20 protein-coding genes are annotated in these 20,371 nt (G+C 50.0%); 10 read left to right on the top strand and 10 right to left on the bottom strand.

The window, feature by feature from the left end; genetic code table 11:
* Window positions 1–3 precede the first annotated feature (3 nt).
* The 6 genes from HR45_RS19135 (at window position 4) to mog (ending at window position 5,533) form a co-directional block, all read left to right on the top strand.
* Complete coding sequence (locus tag HR45_RS19135; RefSeq protein ID WP_052074816.1) at window positions 4–462, top strand: hypothetical protein; 459 nt, start codon at window positions 4–6, stop codon at window positions 460–462.
* Window positions 463–572: 110 nt separating this feature from the next.
* Window positions 573–1,928 carry a glutathione-disulfide reductase gene (gene gorA, locus HR45_RS17015; protein WP_037445408.1) on the top strand — a complete coding sequence of 452 codons (1,356 nt, stop codon included), beginning with the start codon at window positions 573–575 and terminating at the stop codon, window positions 1,926–1,928.
* A gap of 100 nt (window positions 1,929–2,028) precedes the next feature.
* On the top strand, window positions 2,029–3,051 hold the full coding sequence (locus HR45_RS17010) for an FAD:protein FMN transferase (RefSeq protein WP_037445407.1): 1,023 nt from the start codon (window positions 2,029–2,031) through the stop codon (window positions 3,049–3,051).
* A gap of 69 nt (window positions 3,052–3,120) precedes the next feature.
* Complete coding sequence (locus HR45_RS17005) at window positions 3,121–3,609, top strand: NlpC/P60 family protein (protein ID WP_037445406.1); 489 nt, start codon at window positions 3,121–3,123, stop codon at window positions 3,607–3,609.
* 184 nt (window positions 3,610–3,793) lie between these two features.
* Window positions 3,794–4,906, top strand: coding sequence for a GGDEF domain-containing protein (locus HR45_RS17000; RefSeq protein WP_052074815.1), 1,113 nt, complete (start codon window positions 3,794–3,796; stop codon window positions 4,904–4,906).
* Between the two features lie 93 nt (window positions 4,907–4,999).
* Window positions 5,000–5,533, top strand: a complete 534-nt coding sequence (mog, locus tag HR45_RS16995) for a molybdopterin adenylyltransferase (protein WP_037445405.1) — start codon at window positions 5,000–5,002, stop codon at window positions 5,531–5,533.
* A gap of 65 nt (window positions 5,534–5,598) precedes the next feature.
* Here mog and HR45_RS16990 read toward each other — a convergent pair whose 3' ends face one another.
* From HR45_RS16990 to HR45_RS16975, 4 genes are all read right to left on the bottom strand, one after another.
* Window positions 5,599–6,273, bottom strand: coding sequence for a hypothetical protein (locus HR45_RS16990; RefSeq protein ID WP_037445403.1), 675 nt, complete (start codon window positions 6,271–6,273; stop codon window positions 5,599–5,601).
* Window positions 6,274–6,408: 135 nt separating this feature from the next.
* Window positions 6,409–6,849, bottom strand: coding sequence for a DUF2057 family protein (locus HR45_RS16985; protein ID WP_037445402.1), 441 nt, complete (start codon window positions 6,847–6,849; stop codon window positions 6,409–6,411).
* 83 nt (window positions 6,850–6,932) lie between these two features.
* Complete coding sequence (locus HR45_RS16980; RefSeq protein WP_037445401.1) at window positions 6,933–7,289, bottom strand: hypothetical protein; 357 nt, start codon at window positions 7,287–7,289, stop codon at window positions 6,933–6,935.
* Window positions 7,290–7,497: 208 nt separating this feature from the next.
* Window positions 7,498–8,376 carry a DUF2989 domain-containing protein gene (locus tag HR45_RS16975; protein WP_037445400.1) on the bottom strand — a complete coding sequence of 293 codons (879 nt, stop codon included), beginning with the start codon at window positions 8,374–8,376 and terminating at the stop codon, window positions 7,498–7,500.
* Between the two features lie 223 nt (window positions 8,377–8,599).
* On the opposite strand from HR45_RS16975, the gene HR45_RS16970 reads away from it, so the two are divergent.
* Window positions 8,600–10,270 carry a KAP family P-loop NTPase fold protein gene (locus HR45_RS16970; RefSeq protein WP_037445399.1) on the top strand — a complete coding sequence of 557 codons (1,671 nt, stop codon included), beginning with the start codon at window positions 8,600–8,602 and terminating at the stop codon, window positions 10,268–10,270.
* Between the two features lie 204 nt (window positions 10,271–10,474).
* Here the strand turns inward: HR45_RS16970 and HR45_RS16965 are convergent, their stop codons facing one another.
* The gene (locus HR45_RS16965; protein WP_037445398.1) at window positions 10,475–11,242 is read right to left on the bottom strand and encodes an SDR family NAD(P)-dependent oxidoreductase; all 768 of its coding nucleotides are present in this window, start codon (window positions 11,240–11,242) and stop codon (window positions 10,475–10,477) included.
* Window positions 11,243–11,287: 45 nt separating this feature from the next.
* On the bottom strand, window positions 11,288–12,052 hold the full coding sequence (locus HR45_RS16960) for an SDR family NAD(P)-dependent oxidoreductase (RefSeq protein WP_081933527.1): 765 nt from the start codon (window positions 12,050–12,052) through the stop codon (window positions 11,288–11,290).
* A gap of 222 nt (window positions 12,053–12,274) precedes the next feature.
* On the opposite strand from HR45_RS16960, the gene HR45_RS16955 reads away from it, so the two are divergent.
* Window positions 12,275–13,162, top strand: a complete 888-nt coding sequence (locus tag HR45_RS16955; protein ID WP_052074814.1) for a LysR substrate-binding domain-containing protein — start codon at window positions 12,275–12,277, stop codon at window positions 13,160–13,162.
* A gap of 53 nt (window positions 13,163–13,215) precedes the next feature.
* Here HR45_RS16955 and HR45_RS16950 read toward each other — a convergent pair whose 3' ends face one another.
* Together HR45_RS16950 and HR45_RS16945 are read right to left on the bottom strand one after the other, a co-directional pair.
* On the bottom strand, window positions 13,216–15,372 hold the full coding sequence (locus HR45_RS16950; RefSeq protein WP_037445395.1) for a xanthine dehydrogenase family protein molybdopterin-binding subunit: 2,157 nt from the start codon (window positions 15,370–15,372) through the stop codon (window positions 13,216–13,218).
* A gap of 3 nt (window positions 15,373–15,375) precedes the next feature.
* Entirely contained in the window at window positions 15,376–15,843 is a 468-nt protein-coding gene (locus tag HR45_RS16945) for a (2Fe-2S)-binding protein (protein WP_037445394.1), read from the bottom strand.
* A gap of 293 nt (window positions 15,844–16,136) precedes the next feature.
* Here HR45_RS16945 and mtnC point away from each other — a divergent pair, with 293 nt between their 5' ends.
* Together mtnC and pbpG are read left to right on the top strand one after the other, a co-directional pair.
* Window positions 16,137–16,817, top strand: a complete 681-nt coding sequence (gene mtnC, locus HR45_RS16940) for an acireductone synthase (RefSeq protein ID WP_037445393.1) — start codon at window positions 16,137–16,139, stop codon at window positions 16,815–16,817.
* A gap of 162 nt (window positions 16,818–16,979) precedes the next feature.
* On the top strand, window positions 16,980–17,909 hold the full coding sequence (pbpG, locus tag HR45_RS16935) for a D-alanyl-D-alanine endopeptidase (protein ID WP_206537917.1): 930 nt from the start codon (window positions 16,980–16,982) through the stop codon (window positions 17,907–17,909).
* A 50-nt stretch (window positions 17,910–17,959) separates the two neighbouring features.
* Here the strand turns inward: pbpG and HR45_RS16930 are convergent, their stop codons facing one another.
* Window positions 17,960–18,349 (bottom strand): DUF1850 domain-containing protein, encoded by a 390-nt coding sequence (locus HR45_RS16930; protein WP_037445390.1) that lies wholly within the window; start codon window positions 18,347–18,349, stop codon window positions 17,960–17,962.
* The gene (locus HR45_RS16925) at window positions 18,349–20,370 is read right to left on the bottom strand and encodes a TRAP transporter permease (RefSeq protein WP_037445389.1); all 2,022 of its coding nucleotides are present in this window, start codon (window positions 20,368–20,370) and stop codon (window positions 18,349–18,351) included. Before HR45_RS16925 ends, HR45_RS16930 begins: the two co-directional genes overlap by 1 nt.
* Between the last annotated feature and the right edge of the window lies 1 nt (window position 20,371).

The raw sequence follows: 20,371 nt of genomic DNA, 5'->3' as shown, positions 1-20,371 counted from the left end.
GGAATGTCATCTCGCACCCACATTTGGGCGATCTGCATATTGCTGACAGCACTTAGTAGCGCAGTAACCTATGGCGAGCCAACTCGCCTCACCAACGACACCCCACTGAAATCGAGACCAAATCAGGCGCTCGATGCCGACGGCAACCCATTACCCATACCGCAGGAGTTTGCCCCAGCAATGGAATATCGCGCGGTCGATGCCAAAGTCAAAGCGGTGGATATCAAAGCGCCTAAACGCCGCCACAGCAGTCGCAGCAAAGCAGTTGCCAGCATCGCCGATGACGCCAGTTGCCGCTGGCTCAACAGCCGTATGAATGAACTAAAAAAGCGGCTCGATGCCGGCAGCCGTTTGGTTGACTACATCAATGATGAAATGCGCCAGTATCGACGGCAGTGGCGGTGTTTGCAGTGCGATGGCAATGGCCCAGCCGCAGGTGATCACGCTCGCTGTGGCTTGTAAAAGGCTGTCGGCGTGGGCTGGCAAGGCTGGGCAAATCTCCCTACAATGGCTCACATTATCTGGCGTGTGTGGCCAATATCGGCCAGCCAACCCAATCGACGGAGTAAAACATGGCACAGCATTTTGACTATATCTGCCTTGGCGCAGGAAGTGGCGGCATCGCTTCTGCCAACCGCGCGGCAATGCGTGGCGCAAAGGTACTACTGATTGAAGCCAAACAGTTGGGTGGCACCTGTGTTAACGTCGGCTGTGTCCCGAAAAAGGTCATGTGGTATGGCGCTCATATCGCTGAAGCGATGAAGCTATATGCCGCAGATTATGGTTTCGACGTCAGTATCAATAAGTTTGATTGGCAAACACTGGTCAACAGCCGCGAAGCATATATCGAGCGCATTCACGGCTCTTATGAACGTGGCCTAAGCGGCAACAAAGTTACTGTCGTCAACGGTTACGGACGCTTTGTCGATAATCGCACCATTGAAGTTAACGGCGAGCAATACACGGCCGACCACATTTTGATCGCCACTGGCGGTGCCCCAACCATTCCCAACATTCCTGGTGCAGAATACGGCATTGACTCTGACGGTTTCTTTGCCCTGACTGAACAACCTAAGCGCGTTGCCGTGCTGGGGGCTGGTTATATTGCGGTTGAGATTGCCGGGGTACTACATGCACTCGGTAGCGAAACACACCTGTTTGTACGTAAACATGCGCCGCTGCGTAACTTTGACCCAGTGCTGTGCGACACGTTAATGGAAGCAATGGCTGCTGATGGTCCAACATTGCACACTCACAGCGTACCTAAATCGGTCATCAAAAATGCTGATGGCAGTCTAACGCTGACGCTGGAAAACAATGAACAGTATGACGTCGATTGTCTGATCTGGGCTATTGGCCGTCATCCATCGACCGATAATATTGGCTTAGAAAACACTGATGTGGAGCGTGATGAACGCGGCTATATCATTACCGATGCCCAACAAAACACTTCAGCAGCAGGCATCTATTGCGTCGGCGACATTATGGCGGGCGGTGTTGAACTAACGCCAGTAGCGGTCAAGGCGGGTCGCTTATTATCAGAGCGACTGTTTAATGGCATGAGCGATGCCAAAATGGATTATCAAAACATTCCAACCGTTGTATTTAGTCACCCGCCCATCGGCACTATGGGCTTATCTGAACCCGAAGCGATCGCGCGTTACGGCGAAGATAAAGTCAAAGTCTATAGCTCAGGTTTTACCGCCATGTACACCGCAGTAACAGCCCATCGTCAACCATGCAAAATGAAACTGGTCTGCGTCGGTGAAGAAGAAAAAGTGGTCGGCATTCACGGTATCGGCTTCGGCATGGATGAAATCCTGCAAGGGTTTGGTGTCGCCATCAAGATGGGAGCCACCAAAGCTGACTTTGATTCGGTCGTTGCGATTCACCCAACTGGCGCCGAGGAGTTCGTGACCATGCGTTGAGTTATACGCCAGTCATTTGTTGCTATTAAGGTCGCACTCGCGACCTTTTTATTAAGACGTTCATGTTGAACGTGATGCATGACTTAAGGACAGTCAGTCAATGAGCAAACTTCTTTATCTTGGTAAACAGTTAGTCAGCCTTGTTAGCGTGCTGCTGCTTTGTAGTTGCGGCCAGAGTGATGAAGTAAAAGTGCAGCTAACCGGCAGCACGATGGGCACTAGCTATCACATAACCTATATCGCAGATGCAAACACGCCGGATAAAGCCTATCTACAAGCGAAAATCGACCATGAGTTGGCCAAGGTCAATCAGGTAGCATCGACTTACATCGACGATTCTGAGCTCTCCACACTCAACCAGAACAAATCAACAGAACCACAACAATATTCTGTTGCACTGACCGATATGCTCGCCGAAGGCATACGTCTGGCAAATGTAACCCACGGCTATCTGGACATTACCGTTGGCCCTTTGGTCAATTTATGGGGGTTTGGTCCAGACCATCATCCGAAGTTCATTCCCTCACCAGAGATGATCACACAAGCCAAGCAAAGTGTTGGTGCCAATTTTTTACAGTTGCATGGAAGGTCGGTTCGAAAACTGAATCCTGATGTGTATGTTGACCTATCAACGCTGGCGAAAGGTTATGGTGTCGATGTGGTGGCCGATACACTGGCGGCAGCAGGTATCGGTAACTACCTTGTTGAAATCGGCGGAGAGATGCGCATTGCTGGTCACTCGCTCAAACAACAGGACTGGCGTGTAGCGGTAGAGAAACCCGTTGCAACCCAGCGCCAAGTGCAGCACGTGTTTCAGCCTAAAGACAGCGCGGTGGCGACTGCAGGTGACTACCGTAATTTTTTTGATGAAAACAATGTTCGATACTCCCATATCATCGATCCAAACACTGGCTATCCGATTCATCACCATACGGTGTCGGTGACTGTAGTCGCCAAATCCTGCATGGTGGCCGATGGTCTATCTACCGGCCTGATGGTCATGGGTGTGGAAAAGGGCTTACGGCTTGCCAATGAACAACACCTTGCCGCGATGTTTATTACCCGCAACGCCGACGGCAGTTTTAGCGAGCATTATTCGCAAGAATTTCAGCAATATTTGTAGTGCTGGCTGACGCTAACAGGCGATAACTGCTAGGCTAAGCCCTGAATTGGTTGCGTTGGAGTCGGTCACATGCGTTTATCTGTCGTGTTGATCATCAGTGTATTACTGCTATTGCTCACTGGTTGTAGCAGCACTAACACGCCTGCAGCAAACAGCGTAACTAACACCAATGCACCGCTATTGCCTGTGAAAACGCTAACAGCATTTGAGCAACAATGGCGCGGTGTGCCCTATCGTTTTGGTGGTAACAGTAAACGCGGGATCGATTGTTCCGCGTTTGTCCAACTCACTTACCAACAACTAGCCAATATCCGTTTACCGCGCACCACAGAAGCACAAGCAAACCAAGGCTTCAAAGTACCGCTTACCGCGGTGACAAGCGGTGACTTACTCTTTTTTAAAACGGGCTGGAGCAGTCGCCATGTCGGCATCTATCTCAGCCAAAACAATTTTATGCATGCTTCCACTAGCGAAGGGGTGACCATCTCTTCACTCAACACGCCTTATTGGCGTGAGGCCTTTTGGCAGGCTCGGCGGTTAATCACGCCCACACACTAGTTACCCTCGTACGCAGCACTAAAGTCACTAAACAACCATATACTCGGCTGCAAACTGCTTATATGATGGCGTTAAAGCTGAACAGCGATGTTCTTTTTCTCGCATGGAGCGCCAACACAAACCATAACTCGCAGCGCTCTGCGGTAATGAGCGGCACGCGCAGGTGAATTTTGAGGCGATATCGGTGAGCATTAACAGCATCTTAGACAGGGTCAGGCGTGAGCCACCTATCCAGCTACCAACAGATTTCAACACTTGGTATTTGTACGCCAAGCTGCCACAAATTCGCTACACCGCACTCGTTACCACACTGTTGTATCTTATCTACTCAGTAGTCGAATATCAGATCGTCGCCGATTACCATATTGAGCGCTTTTGGTTACACGCTGTGCTGGTACCAATCACTATGGCCACCGTGGGTATATTGACCCACATGCCGAAGCATCATCGCGCCATGCTGATGTTGTTGCTGCTCGCACCAATTGCTGCCAACGCAGTTAACGTTTATCTCAACCTTGATTCCGGTCACTTCAGCTACTTTTCGCCCGAGCTTTATCTCAGCATTATGTGGACCTTTGCCATATCGGGGCTGAGATTACGGCATGCATTGCTGTCAGCGCTGATCAGTTGCGGCATTATTCTGCTGGCCAGTTTTAGCGCCAAACTGCCCACCGACTTCTTTTGGCTACATCTGATGTGGCTGTTTTCCGCCTTTAGCTTTGGCTTTGTCAGCGCCTTAGTGCTGGAAAAAGTGCATCACACCTTGTACGAAAAGCACATGGAACTAGCCGCGCTTGCCAGTCACGATCCGCTCACACAACTGTGGAATCGCGAAAAAATGGCCATGCTGTTTAACGATGAAAATCAGCGTGCTATCGAACAAGACAGTAGCATTTCACTGATCATGCTGGATATCGACCACTTTAAAGTGGTCAATGACGTTCACGGCCATGAAACGGGCGATATCGTACTGCAGCATTTTGCCGACATTTTGCAGCACAATGTGCGCAAGCAAGATCATATCGGCCGCTTTGGCGGCGAAGAATTTGTGATTATTTTGCCGCACACGACGGGCGCAGAGGCGCTACAAGTCGCGCAAAAATTGCAGCAGCGCATCAGCCAATATCAATTTCCGACAGTTGGCCGCAAAACCGCCAGCATCGGCGTCACCGAAGCGCGTTATGCGCACGAACCGCTCTCCCAGCTAATGCGTCGCGCTGATGTTGCCCTCTATCAGGCTAAGGAAAGTGGCCGCAACTGCGTGATGTTTGTCGCCAAAGAGTTAGCCAGCGCCTAACGCAACAACACAAACTGCGTCACCTAAGCTCTTTGGTCGTGATTATGGTATCGTGGCGCTTTTACAGTGCCGAACGAGATTGTGGAGTAGAGCATGGCAAAAGCTAAAATCGGGATTGTTACCGTTAGTGACCGCGCAAGTGCCGGCGTATATGAAGATCTGTCTGGTCAGGCGATTATCGATACCCTTAATGATTACCTCACCAGCGAATGGGAACCGGTTTATCAGGTGATCCCAGACGAACGCGATGTCATTGAAGCCACGCTAAAGCGGATGGCGGATGAAGATGGCTGTAGTTTAGTGGTGACCACAGGCGGTACCGGTCCGGCGAAACGCGACGTAACTCCTGAAGCCACTGAAGCGGTATGTGATCGTATGATGCCGGGCTTTGGTGAACTGATGCGGCAAGTGTCGCTGCAATACGTGCCAACCGCCATATTGTCGCGTCAGACTGCCGGATTACGTGCAGACACACTGATTGTTAACCTTCCCGGCAAACCTAAGTCGATTCGCGAATGTTTGGATGCGGTTTTCCCGGCGATCCCTTACTGCATCGACCTGATGGAAGGGCCATATCTGGAATGTGATGAAACCGTCATTAAGCCATTCCGCCCTAAAAATAAGTAAGTCTGAGACATAAAAACGTCGGACATTGTCCGACGTTTTTATTCATTCAGCGCGTAGCGCATTCGCTATTTACGCAGCTTGATATACAGCTCACCATCGCGAATTTGAATATCTTCCACACCATCGGCGAAGGTGTTCCAAAAACCACGATCACCAAACTCACTCACCAAATTCACGTGCTTCATATTGCCTAACCAAGCGTTGGGGATAGGCACCCCCATCAAGCTCACGCCGACTAACGCCACCACCGGGCGACGATTTTTATCTAAGTGAATATCTAACCCGGCATTCACCCGTAAAATTTGCCCCGCCATAATAGGAAAATCCTGCGGAATAGGGATCAGCACCTTGGCGCTGGCAAGATTGTCAGAAAAGTCGATTGCCACCCGCTCAGAAAAATCCGGACTGCGGGCAATAATGGCGTTCACCTCTTTTTCGCTAAAGGTTACCTGGCGCTTGGCATCTGACTCGCTATAAGGCTCTGGAGTTAGGTCATTGCTGTCAGATTGATTGCGGCTGAAATCACTTTGCCAGCCCAACACCTGCAATTTGGAATCAAGCTTACGTTCTTCCTTTTGACTCAACGACACTGGCGTAAAAGGCTGCGGGAAAATATAGGTGCGAATAACAAAGTAGCTCACCGCAATGGTTACCAACACAGTCGCAAGTAACATCAACAGCACCTGTGCGCCCGTAAAACCGCGTTGCTTTGCACTTGAACTCGAAATGGACTGTATCATCAGACAGCCTTTGCCAAAGGAAACATGGCTCTATAGTAGCCTCGCCGACGCTGATGGCAAAGTTTGCTGCTCATCCATAACCAAATAAGAAAAGAGTGTGCTCAATAAAGCACACTCTTTAATACTAATCAGCGATTAATGACTCTCTAAAAGGTTTGCCAATACGCCATACGCCGACTGTAACTTAATGGTTTGGCTATTACCTTGACCATCGCGTTGTAACAGTGTTGGCTGCTGTACGAATGCTCGGGCATCAGCAACATCCAAGATTTTGGGTGTTGCTAAAGAAATTTCAGTTTGTTGCCCAATATTTATCTTGCCAAACAAAGTATTGGAATTTACCCAATCACCAGAATCATCGGCATAAGTATTAAAATAATCGCGGTATTTCAACGTGATTAAATGTTCACCAGCATCAAGTTTGATAGTGGAAAACACGTTGACGGCATGGCCATCAATACTGCTGATTTGAATGCTGTCAGGCACATGTAATGTTGCAGCAGAAGCCAATGGAGCAGCAATTGCAGAAACAACCAAAGAAGCAGCGATAACGGTTTTAGTCATAGATACAAACATAGTCATAATTCCCAAATCAATGAAAGGTAAAACGTAAATAAATTAATTAGCTAACAAGAAATTAAGCCGCAAAATGCGGTCATTTACGCTTGATTTGGCGGAGGAGTTTGTACCGCAGCTAACGCAGTTTGCACGCTCCAAAGCGGAACGTTAATGCGTTGTGTCACAGGGGAAGAAAGGAGCACAGCACCCAAGTCAGCAACAGCAGAGGTAGCACTGCAATGAGCAGAACAACCCGCGCTAGTCGCGCAATGATCGCCGCTCATGTGGCACTTACAGCCCGTCGCACTTTGGCAACATGCCATATCGCTTGAGTGAGCCACCTGAGTTGTGGCGGTGCTTGCAGATTGTGGCATCGACATAGCAAAACTGTGGTTGGCAACTAAACCTTGCCCCACGAGCGCTAATATCAATGAAACAACTAGCAAGAGATTACGCACCTAATCACCATCACTCCCAAATAACTGCCTTTTAGCCTATGCCTCCAAAACGGCGGAGACAAGTGGTGATTTATATTCATGATGTAAAGATTAGCCTTAGCTCACATTTGGGGCTGCCACGCCAAACCAAAACTCATCATAAACGAGCAAATCTGTTGTGAAGAAATGTCACATGACGCAATGGGGGGCGAAGACTCGTGATACAGGTTTAGCCTTCCGCTGCAATAATGCTCGGCAGTACCTGTTTATTGCCTGCTAAAAAGTCGGGCCAGCGACTGTTGCTATAACTACCGCTGGTAAACGCTTTGGCTAACAACAGCGCCTGCTGATCCAATTGCGCTTGCACCTCGGCGGGGGCGGCCAATTGTGCGCTCAACATACGCTGATCAGCTTTACGCTCCGTCAAATCGATATTGGTTTTCTGCAGTAGATATTTGATTTCCCGATCTGGGGTCACTTTCGCCAGCGCTAACAGCCAGTCGGCAACGAACTCTTTAGCTGAGGCATTGCGCAGCGCCTCAAGGAACAACATTCGCGCAGTATCGGGCTCATCATCAAGCTGAGATGTCGCTAGCCCCGCCAGAATATAAGCCTCTTTGATTTGACCATTGCGTTGCGCCGCTAACAAAACGCGAAGTGCCTGTCGATCACCTAAATGCACCCAATGGTAATAGGCTAAGTGGGGATTCGTACTGCCTTCAGTCTGTTCCAATATCTGCGCCAAGGTAAGTGACGTCAGCGCATACGCCCGCTGGGCATTATTGGTCAGATAGGGGTTATTCACATGTTGAATGCCGGACGCTCGCTTAAGGCAGCGGTTATACGCCTCAACCAACTGCAGTTGCTTAAACTGCGTTTCATCCTGTTGCAGCAACTCCGGTTGCTTGCTCAACGCAACACGCAGCGCCACCAGCGGCGTACGAGCTTCACGACAAGTTGAGTCAAGGTCGAGATCCTGACAGATAGCAGGCGATGCCTGACAAACTTCAGCCAGTGAGTCTCGCCGGGAACAGCCAACTAGCAAGCACAGGCTCACGCTCACCAATATGCCAACACACCTCAGCCCCAACTTATCTAAACTCGCCATTTGTCCCTTTATCCTTAAGGCTCGTGTCGTTACGACGTCCTTGAAACACCACTAAACAGCATTTAATAGATAAGCGACCTTTCAGCGGAAAAACTTCAATGAAAAGTTGATATTTCGTAGGGTGAAATTAGTGCGAAGCAAGACAATAATCACTCAACTTAATTGCCTATATCAAGTTTCAAGCCCATGATGAGCCTATGGTTTTTAGGGATAGTCATCACTCATGGATTTTGACTGGTCAGTTGAACACTTTACCTCAGATAACGAACTACTACCTGCCGATGCGCTCGATAGAGCCAAGTATGCTGAGTACTTAACCCACTTTCTGGTTGGCAAAGGCCATACTCATAAAGACAACCCCAACTCAGGGCATTATGTCCTCAACCTCAATGCCGAATGGGGCGCAGGTAAAAGCTACTTTCTTAAGCGCTGGGCGGAAGATTTAAAGCAACACTATCCGGTGGTGTATATCGATGCGTGGCAACAGGATTACTCGGACGATCCGCTGCTCACCGCAGTATCAGCCATGATTAATCAGTTGCGTGTGCAAGCAGGAAAAGACGCAGATAAAACTATTTTTAAAGCACCACGAAAAATGCTTGGTTTGCTCAAAGCTGCTGCGCCCGCCGCCATTGCTGGCATCGTCAAACGCTACGCAGGGTTTGATTTTCAAGAGATTATGCAAGCGGCAGATGATGCTCTTGGCACAGTTACAGATGAGCATACTGGCAAAGAGATCGATTTAAGTAAGGCCGCCAGCGCTATGGTCAAAAGTCTGTTAGATGACCATGATGCCAAGGCACAAGCGATACAAGCGCTGAAAGAACAAGTTAAACAGTGGGTTGGTGCAGTTGTTGGCTTAAACGGGCAAAGCGAACACCCCAAAAATTACCCAGCGTTTATTTTGGTGGATGAGCTCGATCGCTGCCGTCCAAGTTATGCGGTGGAGATGCTGGAAACTATCAAGCATATCTTTGATATTCCCCGCGTAGTATTTGTGGTAGCAACCGATACAGAACAACTGCAACACACAGTGAAAGCGCTCTATGGCGAGGGGTTTGACGCCCACGCCTATCTCGGCCGCTTCTTCAACAGCCGCTACACACTCAAAACCCCAAGCCTCGAAAAACTGCTTCCAGTGCATTGCGAAGTACACAAACTGTCCAAGGAGTATTTAGAAGGAAGAGGTATTATTTCATGGCCGGATTTGGACTATCCGCCGGAAGCCAATGACCTACCAGAAAAAGGTAATTTGAAGAATCTTATTGCAGTATTTGATGCGTACAAGCTAAATGCGAGGTTAGCACTACAAGTTACGGAAAGACTCATATGTTCCATAGATTCATTAAAGCCGAGCCAACATATAAATCTCGTTTACTTAGCATTTTTAATGTGTTTGAGAGAAGCTAATTACCCACTATTTAAGGCTTTTTTAAATAACAAAAATTTAAGTGGCAATTTCAGGTACGAGTCTCGTCCAATTTCTATTGATGAAACACTAAGGGAACTCTTAGATTTAAGCGATAAAAAAATCATCATACACCTTGCTCCGAGTCAAATAGTTCCCGTGTTTACACCAGAAAATACTGGAGATCGGTATTTCAACAGGAGGTTTAATGAATACTGTAAGATGAATTATCAAGGGAATTTGTCAGAATTCATAAACCGAGTTCACCCTTATATCTTTTCCCTGAATGCTCAAAAAGACATTGACCAATGTATGAGAAATCTTGGGCAGAATAAAAACCAAGGACAATCAACGTCTGATGCCAGACTGTTTGGTAGCTGGGTTTCAATCTACACATCATTTAATCGTAACAACAACCACACTATAGATTTCTACAAAGATCTAGTCGAACTCTCAGCTTGCCTCGATAGCGGAGATGCTGAATAGCAACGAGCCGACGCTTAGCGCCATGGATGGCGCGCGGCAGCCTTCAGGGACGAATTCACGGCGTGTCGGCGAGCGCTATTCAGCATTAACAACAAACTATCAAGCAAATATCACAGTAATTAGTTATCTAAACTAACTAATAACCACCAAACACACCCAACAAAAAAGGGCCAATTGGCCCTTTTCGAATATTACTGCAGCTAATTAACGCGCTAAGAAGCCGCCATCAACAGGGATATAAGAGCCGTTGACGAACGACCAAGTTGGCGCAGAAATCGCGGCCACTACGGCGCCGACTTCTTCTGGTTCGCCCATGCGGCCGATTGGGTGAGCTTCATCCAAGGCGGCACGGGATTTAGGATCTAGATTGCTTTCCAAACCGGTTTTAATAAAGGCTGGGCCAACCGCAATCGCACGAATGTTTTGCGAAGCGTAGTCCACCGCGACTTGTTTGGTTAGGCCAACAATGGCGTGTTTAGTCGCAACGTATGGGCCTAAGCCGGGGAAGCCAACTTGACCAAGAATAGAGGCGATATTGACGATAGTGCCGCCTTGGCCGTTGTTTTGTTGCATCGCTCTAATTTGTGCACGCATACCGTAGAACACGCCATCTAAATTCACTGAGGTGATTTTGTGCCACAGCTCGTCGCTCACTTCTGCCAGTGGCGTGGCCGGTGGTGCGACACCAGCGTTGTTACAGGCGATATCGAGGCGACCATATTGATTAACGGCAAATTCCACCAGCGCTTCCGCGTCAGCCGCTTTTGATACGTCGGCGCGTTTGAACGAAGCGGTACCGCCGTTTTCGGCGATCAAGGCGGCGGTTTCCTTACCGTTTTCTTCATTGATATCAGACACCACTATAGTGGCACCCGCGTTGCCATAATGCAGCGCAATTGAGCGACCTAAGCCAGCACCGGCGCCAGTCACCAGCGCGATTTTTCCTTGTAAAAATTGATTATCCTGAGACATAACATTTTCCTTTTGTCATGGTGATAATAGACGTGGAACCGCGCTCTAGTGCGCAGTCTGTCCACCATCGACCAGATAAACTTGACCAGTCACAAAGCTTGCAGCTGGCGAACATAAAAACAGCACTGTGCCGCTCATCTCGGCAGGATCGGCTGGGCGACCAATAGGGCTATTTGCCATCAGTGCTTCGACAAACTTAGGATCTTTTAACCAACGCTCGGTCATCGGCGAAGCCACTAAACCGGGGGCTAAGGCATTCACTCGAATACCATCTTTGGCGTAATCCAACGCGGCGGCGCGGGTTAAGCCCACCACACCATGTTTGGCCGCCACGTAAGGCGCCATACCGGGATCAGCCACAACCCCAGCAACTGAAGCGGTGTTAACGATGGCACCCCCACCAGATTGTTTCATGGCTGCAATTTCATACTTCATGCTGAGAAATACGCCTTTGAGGTCGACTCCGATAACACGGTCAAAATCGGCCTCAGATTGTTCAGCTAATGGCGCAGTCGGCGGCAAAATACCGGCGTTATTAAATGCCGCATCAATTTTGCCAAACTGTTTTACGGCGCTATCAACGAGGTGCTGTACTGACTCAGCACTGCTAACATCGGTTTTTACAAACAACGCCTGCACACCTTTTGCGACCAGTTCAGCGACGGTTTGCTCTGCGCGAGGATCAACATCACCGACAACGACATTCGCTCCCTGCTCGGCAAACGCTAACGCGGTAGCTTTACCAATACCGGTTGCGGCGCCTGTGACTAATACGGTTTTGCCGCTGTAATCCAATAAATTGTTGCTCATAACATCACCTTTCATTGTGCTTGGCACCTTTGCGCAATATCGCTTGCTAAGGTGCAGATGAATGCTGCGGGATGAGTGATTGACCTGATTAGGCAGTGTTATCACCGCTCATAAAAACGTGATCAACATCACCCTTTATTGGTTACTTTATGCGGTTGGATAAATTTCTGCCAATTGTTTAAAAGCCTGATACCATACTCAAAAAGTATGGAAACCAAGCTTATGGAACTTAGACATCTACGCTATTTTGTTACCATTGCCGACACCGGAAGTTTTACTGAAGCGGCCAACCAACTGTGCACGGTACAGCCATCGCTAAGCCGTCAGATTAAAGACCTTGAAAGCTACGTTGGCGCCGAGTTATTAATTCGTGGTCACCGCCAGGTAAGTCTGACGGAAGCGGGTAAGGTGTTTCTGGATGAAAGCCGATTGGTACTGGCACAGTGTGAGCGAGCAGTAGAAAGAGCACGCCAAGTTGCGCAAGGTGCGGCACCGCAATTTGTCGCGGGATTTGACTATGGTTTGGAGCACAAATATCTCGCGCAAGTTTCCACCATAGTGCAGCAACCAGAGCAGGTTGACTTAGTGGTCAGAAGCTTACCGGCACCCACCTTATTTGATGAAGTGCAGGCAGGAAAAATTGACGTCGCCTTCACTCCTCCCAGACCTGATATGTATGGATTCAAGCATCATGTGTTAGGGCATGCGCCGCTGATTGCGGCGATGCATCAAGATCATCCGCTGGCGCAACATGAGCAGCTGTCGGCAGCCACCTTAGCCAACGAACCAATCGTCACCGCCACACCCAAGTTTGGCCCAGCGCTGCATCAAGCCAGTGTTGATTTTGGGCGGCGTAACGGGGTTAATTTCGCGTTGAGTTATCAGGCTGAAACCTTGACCATGGCGATCTCGTTGATGCAATCGATGAAGAAGCATGTTTGCTTGCTGCCAAGCTATAGCCGCCACCTATTTCCACATAATATCAAAGCGGTGCCGCTGCAAGGTAACGTACCGGAAATCCCCTATGCGATGGTATGGCACGCAGATAACCACTGCGATGCAATAACCGCCATGTTGGCGGTATTCAGCACTGACAACAGCGCCAAATAAACAAGCCGCTCAGTAGCGGCTTGTGATGGAGAAAGTACGCGGCAAGGCACTGTTTAAGCAAACATTTCCGCTTTAATCGGCAAACTGCGTACTCGTTTACCTGTGGCAGCAAACAACGCATTACAGAGCGCGGGGATCACCGGTGGCAATGCTGGCTCGCCTAAACCGGTCGTCGGATTATCGGTGGCTAAGAATTCCACCTCAACCTCAGGTACGGCATTCATCGCCAGTATCTTGTGTTGATGGTAGTTGCTTACCTGCGCCCCACCATCAATCAATACTTGCTGATACAGCGCCTGTGATAAGCCTTCTAGCACCGCACCTTGCACCTGATGCATGGCGCCACTGGGGTTCACAATAAACTGACCGACATCGCCAACCACCCAAATTTTCTCAACCTTCACCGCTCCCATCTGGTTGACGCTGGCTTGCACCACTTCGGCAAAATAGCCTGCGTGACTGTAATAGCAAGCGATGCCTTTACCATGAAACTCAGGTACAGGCTTGCCCCAGTCACTGAGCTCAGCAACCCGCTCTAACACCGCGGCCATACGCTGTGGTGAGAAACCATTTTGCGGCTTAGCATCACTGCGTCGCAGTAACGCCAATTGGAACGCAAGCGGATCTTGGCCAGCAGCGTGCGCCACTTCATCCAGCATTGACTGGAATACAAAGCCCATGGCGTTGCTGGTCGGTGCCCGCAACCAACCGGTGGGAATCTGCGCCTCAATTAAAGAGCTGCCAAATTGCAGGTTAGGCACAAAGCCGGTTGGAAACTCTGCAGCATGCATTCCCGCCGCTAGCAGTGTGCGGCCATTATTGCCAAAGCTGACAAAGTGGTCGCTAAAGGCCTGTAGTTGCCCCTGCGCGTCGATGCCCGCCTTAAACTTGTGATAGCCACCCGGACGATAATAGTCATGCTGGAAGTCATCCTGGCGATTCCACAGCAATTTCACCGGCACGCCCACCTGTTTGGCGATAATGGCGGCTTCCGCCATGTAGTCGTTAAACAGCCGGCGCCCAAAACCTCCGCCCATACGAGTGACATTAACGGTGACATCATTGACGTCAATACCGATGGCTGATGCCGCCTGACGCTGACCACTGGCAGGATTTTGCGTTGGTGCCCACAGGGTTAAATGCCCCGCTTGCCAGTGCGCAGTGCAGTTGATGGGTTCAAGTTGTCCGTGGGCAATAAAGGGGTAGGCATATTCAGCTTCAATTACTTTGGCTGCATCAGCAAATGCCTTGTCGACATTGCCGACTTGCTGGGTTATCTGGCTTGGCGCCTTTCGCCATAGTTGCTGAGCTTGCTTATCAAAGTCAGCGCTATTTTGCTGTTTGGCCTTGCCTTCGTCCCATTGCACCTTGAGCTGACGCCGTGCTTTTTCTGCCTGCCACCAGCTATCCGCCACAATCGCGACGCCACTATCAACACTTGAAGTGTCAATCACAAAGGCGTGACGAATACCGGGCAAAGCGTTAATCGACGCCAGATCTACCGTCTTCACCCGGCCGCCAAATACCGGGCACTTATGAATAACTGCGTGCAGCATGCTAGGCAGCTCAACATCGATACCAAATAGCGGACGACCATGCACTAGCGCATCGTTATCCACGCCAGAGGTAAATTGGCCAATCAGGCTAAAATCAGCCGGATTTTTCAGGGTTATTGAGGCTAAATCGGGCGATTGTTGCCGCGCGGCTTGGTTCGCCAGTCGCGCATAGCTCAGCTGGCGGCCGCTGGCGCCATGATGAACAATCCCAGCTTGAGTGGTCAACGATGCCAACGGCACCTGCCATTGCTCTGCTGCAGCTTGCAGCAACATCTGCCGTGCGGCAGCACCGATACGACGATGTTCATCAAAGTGGGCGGGCGTACTGCGACTCCCTCCCGCTGACTGGCGGCCAAAGGCGTCACTGTTAACTGGGGCTTGCAACACACTCACTTGCGCCCAGTCGGCATCCAATTCTTCACAAATCACCATCGGCAGCGAGGTTTTAATTCCCTGACCGATTTCAGGCGCTACCGACATAATTTCGATAACACCGTCAGCAGTAATCCGCACGTGCGCACTCAATACCGCCATTTGGCCGGCTTCCGCGGCATAAGCTATGTTCGGCAGATACAGTCCCAGAAATAACCCACCGCCAATAGCAGCACTGGCTTTAAGAAAATGACGTCTTGCCGGATTGAGAGTCGTGGTCATCGCTTAGCCCTCCTTGACCGCATCTGCGACCTGATGAATCGCCGCTTTAATACGATGGTAGGTAGCGCAGCGACAGAGATTACGGCTCATGCCGGCATCAATCTGCTGATCTGTGGGTTGCGGAAACTGCTTGAGCAGCGAGACAGCCGCCATGATTTGCCCCGCTTGGCAGTAACCGCACTGTGGTACATCGAGAATTTTCCATGCCTGCTGCACTTTTTGGCCAACGGTGTCGTTGCCAATGCCTTCGATAGTGGTAATGGATTTGCTGCCGACGGCACTTATTGGCGTCACGCAGCTGCGTATCGGTTTACCGTCCAGGTGCACTGTGCAGGCACCACACAGCGACATGCCACAACCAAACTTGGTGCCCTTAAGTTTGAGTGTGTCACGCAACACCCACAGCAGCGGCGTATCTGGATCGACATCCGCTTCGAGTTGACTGCCATTGATGGATAACGCGTATTTCATTACATCCTCCTTAATTTGCCGCTCACACAGCTATTGCTGAGGTTGAATCCCGTCGTTCCCACCAGACGTGCGCGATCCGCTTCAGTGTTCAATTTTACAGCAGTTCTAACAGAAGAAGTTAAACAATACAAAGATTAAGGTGTTTCTAAATAGGTCTGAAGGCAACCGAAATTGATAGGGCCTATGAATTAAACTCACAGACACTAAGCAAATCGGTGTTTGACTGGTCAAATGCGGCAATAACGCTTAGTATGCTCTCAGCGCTAACAAGGAGTCTCGGGAGTACCAATCTCATGGGCATCAGAGCCATTATCGTCGACACTGCAGGAACCACCACGGATCACGCCTTTATCCATGATGTGCTGTTTCCTTATTCCATTAAGGCCATGCCGACCTATCTCGCACAACATAAAGATGATGTGCTGGTGGATAACTGCATCTGTGATACTCGCGAAATGGCACTTGAAGAAGATGCTTCCATTGAGCGCGTGGCGGAAATTCTACAGCAGTGGGTTAAAGAAGATCGCAAAGCCACCCCACTGAAAACCCTGCAAGGGCTGATTTGGAAAGAAGGCTACGCCAAAGGTGAATTCACTGGTCATATCTTCCCTGATTTCATCGACGCTGCTACACGTTTTAAGGCGCGCGGCATTCGTCTCTACAGCTTCTCTTCTGCCTCAGCTGAAGCGCAAAAGCTGCTGTTTAGCCACAGCGATGGTGGCGACCTGACCGAAATTTTCAACGGCCATTTTGATACCCGTACCGGCGGCAAGCAGGATAAGCAAGCCTACAGTAATATCATCAACACCATCAGTATGGCGCCGAAACAGGTCATGTTTATCTCCGATTTAGCGGATGAATTGAAAGCAGCCCAGTCTGCCGGACTACAGACCTGTCAGATGCTGCGCGATCCTGCGGAAGCCGCAGGCAGCTTCCGCCATATTCGCAGCTTTAACGACCTGCAATTAAGCTAAGTTTTAGCCCTAAAAATGAAAGGATGGCCCAATGCCATCCTTTTTTGGTTGTCGCCCGCAAAAGGCAAATTAATCTCCGCTTGGCCGCCACATCCCTTGCAACAGCAAACGATTTTATTACACTGAGCAACGATATTTTTACCAGAAATGCGTTTAGTGCCAATGTTGAGACGACTTTTTACAGCCAGCCTCTGCTGCTTAATGCTGCTATCCAGCAGTGTTTTTGCCGCTCCTAAGATACCGGAAAACCAACAGCTTTTAGCCTCACAAAGCACAATGTTGGTCGACCTCGACACTGGTAAAACCCTCTATTCTGAAGCGCCTGATCTGGTAACCCCTATCGCTTCGGTCAGCAAACTGATGACCGCATTGGTGGTATTGGATGCTGGCTTACCTTTGAATGAACGCATCAGGGTAGATGTCAGCCAATCACCAATTATGCAAAACGTGATTTCCCGTATTCGCATCGGCAGCACCCTCACCCGCAAAGAGGCACTAGCGTTGTCACTTATGGCCTCAGAAAACCGCGCAGCGACAACCTTAGCGCATCATTATCCTGGTGGTTTTACCGCTTTTGTTGCAGCGATGAATGCCAAAGCGAAAGCATTGGGCATGAACAACAGTCACTTTGAAGAACCTACGGGTTTGTCGTCACACAATGTGTCGACGGCAGCCGACTTAATCAAACTGGTGTTGGCCGTCAGAAAGTATCCACTCATTGGCAAACTGAGTTCGGCGAAAAACCGGAGTGTCACCTTTCATCGGCCACGCTATAGCCTTGCCTTTTATAACACCAACCCGTTGGTTAACCGCAAAAGCTGGCATATTGAATTGACGAAAACCGGCTATACCGATGATGCTGGCCACTGCTTGGTGATGCTAACCAAAATGGGCCACCGTCATGTCGCATTTGTGGCGCTTGATTCCTACGGTAAATACACCCATATCGCCGATGCCACCCGCTTAAAAAAATGGATTACGACCGGCAAAAGCTCACCGGTACCTGACGAAGCATTGGCGTATAAGCTGAAAAAACGCGCCGAACATGAGCAACTCTCAGCGCAACAGGAGAATCTGCTAGCAGTGCCTTAGTTGCATAAAAAACGGCGCAATTAGCGCCGTTTTTTATTGCGGTTCTCGACTCAAGGGTTGACTGCACAACTCCATAGCTCAACCGCCTCGACTTGATGATTCGGTGCGCCAATCCAGTGACTCATCGGCTGACATTTACCATTAAAGCACAACTGGTAGTCACCCGCTTCCGGTGCCCGCCCCAAGCGCAGCACAGCAATGGGCGCCAATTTTGGCTGATAATGCCAACTGTCATCATAAAACTTAGCATCATCGGGGATCTCCATCCCAGCACCAGTGCCTTTCACCCGCGCCTGCAATATTTGTAAGCCTGCTGGGGTGAGCCGGTAATCCTCCTGCCAGACGATTTTCTCCACCGTGTGATGCCAACTGAGGGTGAACTGCTGTTGCGGCAGTTCAGCCCACACATGACCAGCAAGCCCTAAACATAAACCGAGCATCAGGCTTTACGACGCGCTAAGAAATCGCGTCCCAGGTGTTGCAGCAGGAACAAGCCTACTAGCGTAAAGCCGAGTTCATCGCTCATTGGCGTCGCCAAAATCAGCGAAGCACCAGCAGCAAAGCCCAACAATCGCTCCCACCATGCCAAAGGTTTCGTAAGATAGCCGGTAAACACCGCGCCCCATAAGCCAATTGCCAATGCCGCTTTGATCACCACGTAGATAATCGCTAAGGTGCTATCGCTCTGTAGCATCAACGCTGGCGAGTAGACCGACATATAGGGAATGATAAACCCGGCAATCGCGATGCGCACCGCCCACAGGCTGATCTTTAAACCACGCTCTTTCGCAATGGGGGCTGCAGCAAAACAGGCCAAGGCGACCGGCGGAGTTAAGTCCGACATGATGCCGAAGTAAAACACGAACATGTGCGAGACGATGAGCGGCACACCAAGATCCAGCAGTGCTGGCGCAGCAATGGAGCTGGTAATGATGTAGTTCGGAATCGACGGGATCCCCATACCGAGGATCAGGCAGGTGATCATGGTCAGCACCAGCGACAGGAACAGATTATTTTGTCCCACATGCAGAATGTAACCCGCAACGGTTGAAGCCACACCAGTAAGCGACACAATACCGATAATCACCCCGACCAGCACACAGGCAATCCCCACTGGTACCGCATGACGCGCGCCATCGACCAACGCATGCAAACAGATTTGCAACGTGTCACGGCCACCTTTAATAAACCAGCACACGCCGACCAAAGCCGCGATCACACCAAACACCACCGCGATGCCCATTTGGAAAAAGCCCGCGCACAAAATGCCTAAGGCAATCCAGAACACCAGCCGTAACCACTTAGACGACACTTGCATCACAATTGCCGAGCCAAGGATCACCAACGCCGTCAGCGATAAGCCAACGGTGCCACTGAACAACGGCGTACGACCAGAGAACAACAAGCCAATCAATACCGCCAGCGGAATCAGCAAATACCAGCGTTGGCTAATCGCTTGCCATGGATTTGGACACTCCTCTTTTGGCAGGCCGTCCAATCCGGCGCGTTTTGCCTCCAGATGCACCATCCAAAATACTGAGCCGAAGTAAAGCATGGCGGGGACTAATGCCGCTTTAGCAATCTCGATAAATTCTACGTTGATGGTTTCCGCCATAATGAACGCCACCGCGCCCATGATGGGCGGCATGATCTGACTGCCCATACTTGATGTCGCTTCAACACCACCAGCAAACGCAGGGCGATAACCAAAGCGCATCATCAACGGAATAGTAAATTGGCCAGTGGTCACCACGTTGGCGACACCAGAGCCGGTAATGGTGCCCATCAGCGCTGATGACACTACCGATACTTTGGCTGGCCCGCCCGATTTATGCCCGAATAGCCCGAGTGCAAAATCGGTAAAGAGCTTGATCATGCCCGCCTGTTCGAGGAAGGCGCCAAACAGAATAAACAGGAAAATATAGGTCGCCGACACATAGGTAGGTGTGCCGTAGAAGCCTTCAGTACCAAAGGAAAGCTGATTAACGATTTGATCAAAGCCATAGCCACGGTGCATCAGCTCGCCCGGCAGATATTGACCAAACAAGCCGTAACCTAAAAAGATGGTGCAGATAAATGGCAGCGCAAATCCCATCACCCGCCGCGCCGCTTCAAACACTAACGCAATCAACAGTGTGCCAATAATCAGATCGGCGGTGGTCAATTCGCCTGAGCGATAGATAAGATCCGCTTCAAACACCCATTGATAAACGGCGGTACAAAACCCCAAAATCCCTAACAGCCAGCCAAACGGCTTGAGTGGATGACGCTTAGTGGTGGGATAAGTAATAAATACAATCAGCAACAAAAAGCCGACGTGAACTGCGCGCAGCACCTGCGTGGAAACAGGATGGAATGCCGCAGTAATTAATTGAAACGCCGAAAACAGCAGCGCTACAGTGAACAAAGCCTTGGGCCAATCTTTGGTGGCCGCATGTAACCCCTGTTGGGAATCCGTCATT

The organism is Shewanella mangrovi, assembly GCF_000753795.1.
Taxonomy (GTDB): Bacteria; Pseudomonadota; Gammaproteobacteria; order Enterobacterales; family Shewanellaceae; genus Shewanella; species Shewanella mangrovi.
The sequence above is the reverse complement of the archived record's forward strand: the minus strand, read 5'-3'. Positions and strand labels throughout refer to the sequence as shown.

Coding starts and splice junctions, on each gene's coding strand:
- HR45_RS16970 (WP_037445399.1), top strand. CDS start 8,600: ATGGATTTTGACTGGTCAGTTGAACACTTTACCTCAGATAACGAACTA.
- mtnC (WP_037445393.1), top strand. CDS start 16,137: ATGGGCATCAGAGCCATTATCGTCGACACTGCAGGAACCACCACGGAT.
- HR45_RS16925 (WP_037445389.1), bottom strand. CDS start 20,370: ATGACGGATTCCCAACAGGGGTTACATGCGGCCACCAAAGATTGGCCC.
- pbpG (WP_206537917.1), top strand. CDS start 16,980: ATGTTGAGACGACTTTTTACAGCCAGCCTCTGCTGCTTAATGCTGCTA.
- HR45_RS16950 (WP_037445395.1), bottom strand. CDS start 15,372: ATGACCACGACTCTCAATCCGGCAAGACGTCATTTTCTTAAAGCCAGT.
- HR45_RS16985 (WP_037445402.1), bottom strand. CDS start 6,849: ATGTTTGTATCTATGACTAAAACCGTTATCGCTGCTTCTTTGGTTGTT.
- HR45_RS19135 (WP_052074816.1), top strand. CDS start 4: ATGTCATCTCGCACCCACATTTGGGCGATCTGCATATTGCTGACAGCA.
- HR45_RS16955 (WP_052074814.1), top strand. CDS start 12,275: ATGGAACTTAGACATCTACGCTATTTTGTTACCATTGCCGACACCGGA.
- HR45_RS16975 (WP_037445400.1), bottom strand. CDS start 8,376: ATGGCGAGTTTAGATAAGTTGGGGCTGAGGTGTGTTGGCATATTGGTG.
- mog (WP_037445405.1), top strand. CDS start 5,000: ATGGCAAAAGCTAAAATCGGGATTGTTACCGTTAGTGACCGCGCAAGT.
- HR45_RS16960 (WP_081933527.1), bottom strand. CDS start 12,052: ATGAGCAACAATTTATTGGATTACAGCGGCAAAACCGTATTAGTCACA.
- gorA (WP_037445408.1), top strand. CDS start 573: ATGGCACAGCATTTTGACTATATCTGCCTTGGCGCAGGAAGTGGCGGC.
- HR45_RS17005 (WP_037445406.1), top strand. CDS start 3,121: ATGCGTTTATCTGTCGTGTTGATCATCAGTGTATTACTGCTATTGCTC.
- HR45_RS16930 (WP_037445390.1), bottom strand. CDS start 18,349: ATGCTCGGTTTATGTTTAGGGCTTGCTGGTCATGTGTGGGCTGAACTG.
- HR45_RS17010 (WP_037445407.1), top strand. CDS start 2,029: ATGAGCAAACTTCTTTATCTTGGTAAACAGTTAGTCAGCCTTGTTAGC.
- HR45_RS16965 (WP_037445398.1), bottom strand. CDS start 11,242: ATGTCTCAGGATAATCAATTTTTACAAGGAAAAATCGCGCTGGTGACT.
- HR45_RS16945 (WP_037445394.1), bottom strand. CDS start 15,843: ATGAAATACGCGTTATCCATCAATGGCAGTCAACTCGAAGCGGATGTC.
- HR45_RS16990 (WP_037445403.1), bottom strand. CDS start 6,273: ATGATACAGTCCATTTCGAGTTCAAGTGCAAAGCAACGCGGTTTTACG.